Here is a 2996-nt window from a genome sequence, read left to right as displayed (position 1 = left end):
GATCGCGTACGCGATCCTGATCGTGTTCACCCTCGTGTCGCTGTTCCCGCTGGTGTGGACCGCGATCGCCGCCTCCCGGGACAACCAGCGCCTGGCGCAGACCCCGCCACCGTTCTGGTTCGGTTCCAACCTGTTCAAGAACCTGGAGATCGCCTGGAAGGACGCCAACCTCGGTGAGGCGTTCCTCAACACCACCATCGTGGCGGGCATCTCGGCGGCGACCATCGTCGTGCTGTCGACGATCGCCGGGTTCGCCTTCGCCAAGCTGCGCTTCAAGGGCCGCAACGCGCTGATGCTGATCGTCATCGGCACGATGATGGTGCCGCCGCAGCTCAGCATCATCCCGCTGTACATGATGGTCGCCAAACTCGACTGGACCGACCAGCTGCAGGCGGTCATCTTCCCGTCGCTGGTGAGCGCGTTCGGTGTGTTCTTCATGCGGCAGTACCTGCTCCAGGCGCTGCCGGACGAGGTCATCGAGGCCGCCCGGGTCGACGGCGCGAGCAGCTGGCGCGTGGTGTGGCACGTGGTGTTCCCGGCCGCGCGGCCGGCGATGGCCGTGCTCGGCATGCTGATGTTCGTGCAGACCTGGAACGACTTCCTGTGGCCGTTCCTGGTGCTGACCCAGAACGGCAACCCGACCGTGCAGGTCGCCGTCGCGGCCCTCGGCCGCGGCTACACCCCGGACCAGTCCCTGATCATGGCGGGTGCGCTGCTGGGTACGTTGCCCCTGCTGCTGGTCTTCGCGATCTTCGGCAAGCAGATCGTGGGCGGCATCATGCAGGGCGCCGTCAAGGGCTGACGCCCGCTCACCTCCGTACCCTCGGGGCCGGGTGACCGCCGTCCCGGCCCCCCTCATCCCCCTTCCGTCATCCGTCGGTCTTCCACGACCTCCTATGGGAGCGCTTCCATGTCTGACTCCGCCACGCCGGCGACCCCGGTGACCTTTCCTTCCGCCTTCCTCTGGGGCGCCGCGACCTCCGCGTACCAGATCGAGGGGGCGGTGCGGGAGGACGGACGTACCCCTTCCATCTGGGACACCTTCAGCCACACGCCGGGCAAGACGGCCGGCGGCGAGACCGGTGACATCGCTGTCGACCACTACCACCGCTACCGCGACGACGTGGCGCTGATGGCGGAGCTGAACCTGAACGCCTACCGCTTCTCCGTCTCCTGGCCCCGGGTGCAGCCCACCGGCCGCGGCCCCGCCGTGCAGCGCGGCCTCGACTTCTACCGCCGTCTGGTGGACGAGCTGCTGGCGCGCGGCATCCAGCCCTCCGTCACCCTCTACCACTGGGACCTGCCGCAGGAGCTGGAGGACGCGGGCGGCTGGCCGGAGCGCGACACCGCGTACCGCTTCGCCGAGTACGCGCAGATCGTCGGCGAGGCGCTCGGCGACCGGGTGGAGAACTGGATCACGCTCAACGAGCCGTGGTGCAGCGCCTTCCTGGGCTACGCCTCCGGGGTGCACGCCCCCGGCCGCACCGACCCGGCGGCCGCGCTGCGGGCCGCCCACCACCTCAACCTGGCGCACGGCCTGGGCACCAAGGCGCTGCGCTCGGTGATGCCGGCCCGCAACTCGGTCGCGCTCAGCCTCAACACCTCGGTGGTGCGGCCGCTCTCGCCCGGCGACCCGGCGGACCGGGCGGCGGCGCGCAAGATCGACGACCTGTCCGGCGGCATCTTCCACGGCCCGGTCCTGCACGGCGCCTACCCGGAGACGCTGCTGGAGGCGACCTCGTCGGTCACCGACTGGTCGTGCATCCAGGACGGCGACCTGGACCTGATCCACCAGCCGCTGGACGCGCTGGGCCTCAACTACTACACGCCCACCCTGGTGTCGGCGGCGGACCCGGAGGCGAAGGGCCCGCGCGCCGACGGCCACGGGGCGAGCGACCACTCGCCGTGGCCCGCCGCGGACGACGTCGCCTTCCACCAGGCGCCGGGCGAGCAGACCGAGATGGGCTGGTCCGTCGACCCGACGGGGCTGCACGAGCTGATCATGCGCTACACCCGCGAGGCCCCCGGCCTGCCGCTCCACATCACCGAGAACGGCGCGGCCTACGACGACAAGCCCGGCGCCGACGGCACGGTGCACGACCCGGAGCGCGTCGCCTACCTGCACGGCCACCTCTCGGCGGTCCACCGGGCCATCGCCGACGGCGCGGACGTGCGCGGCTACTTCCTGTGGTCCCTGCTGGACAACTTCGAGTGGGCGTACGGCTACGACAAGCGCTTCGGCGCGGTGTACGTGGACTACGCGACCCAGCAGCGGACCCCGAAGTCCAGTGCCCTGTGGTACGCGCGGGCGGCCGGGTCGGGGACCCTGCCGGAGCCCGAGCGCTTCTGACCCTCCCCGGGAGGGGGCGGGGCGCGGCGCCACAGGGGGGTGTCGCGCCCCGTACGGGGTCCGGACCTGCCACCGGACCCGCGGGTGCCCCGGCCGGACGGGGAACCGGCCGGGGCGCGCGCCCGCCCCGTCGGCGGTGGCCCGCGGTGCGGCAGCAGGCCGGCGGTCCACAGTCGGACGAAATTCCCTATCCGAAGGCCGTCGGTGCCCTCGGGACCCGTTCGCAGGGCGCGTTCAAGGGAGCGACCGGGAGCGGTGGAAGGCCGGGATCAGCCGGCCGGGCCCGCGCCGGCGCACGGTCCCCCGGTGCCCGCGCCGCCGGGGTGCCCGCTCACGTCCGTCGAGCTGGATCCAGATCCGCACCTCGGTCCCGCCGAGCACCGACGAGCCGATCCGCACGTCCCCGCCGGTCGACTCCGCGAGCCGGCGCACGATGTCCAGGCCGAGCCCGGTCGAGCCGTCGCTGCCCGAGCCCCGGCCGCGGGCCATCGCCGCCTCGGGGTCGGGTATGCCGGGCCCCGCGTCGGAGACGAGCACGATCACCGCGTCGTCGCCGTTGTGCACGTCGACCGCGAAGGCGGTGCCCTCGGGGGTGTGCCGGAAGACGTTGCCCAGCAGGGCGTCGAGGGCGGCGGCCAGATCGGCG

At 72.5% G+C, this 2996-nt stretch carries 3 protein-coding genes; 2 read left to right on the top strand and 1 reads right to left on the bottom strand.

What is annotated here, in order from left to right; genetic code table 11:
* On the top strand, positions 1-802 hold an 802-nt coding region (locus B7L92_RS16685; RefSeq protein ID WP_081238390.1), incomplete at its 5' end, for a carbohydrate ABC transporter permease.
* Between the two features lie 108 nt (positions 803-910).
* On the top strand, positions 911-2350 hold the full coding sequence (locus tag B7L92_RS16680) for a GH1 family beta-glucosidase (protein WP_081238389.1): 1440 nt from the start codon (positions 911-913) through the stop codon (positions 2348-2350).
* Positions 2351-2584: 234 nt separating this feature from the next.
* Here B7L92_RS16680 and B7L92_RS42405 read toward each other — a convergent pair.
* The coding region (locus tag B7L92_RS42405; protein WP_255310994.1) for a sensor histidine kinase at positions 2585-2996 on the bottom strand (412 nt) is incomplete at its 5' end.

This window comes from Streptomyces viridosporus (genome assembly GCF_002078235.1).
Classification (GTDB): Bacteria; Actinomycetota; Actinomycetes; order Streptomycetales; family Streptomycetaceae; genus Streptomyces; species Streptomyces viridosporus.
The sequence above is the reverse complement of the archived record's forward strand: the minus strand, read 5'-3'. Positions and strand labels throughout refer to the sequence as shown.

What these genes read in the sequence shown, in the direction of transcription:
- B7L92_RS16680 (WP_081238389.1), top strand. Translation starts at nt 911, where the DNA reads ATGTCTGACTCCGCCACGCCGGCGACCCCGGTGACCTTTCCTTCCGCC.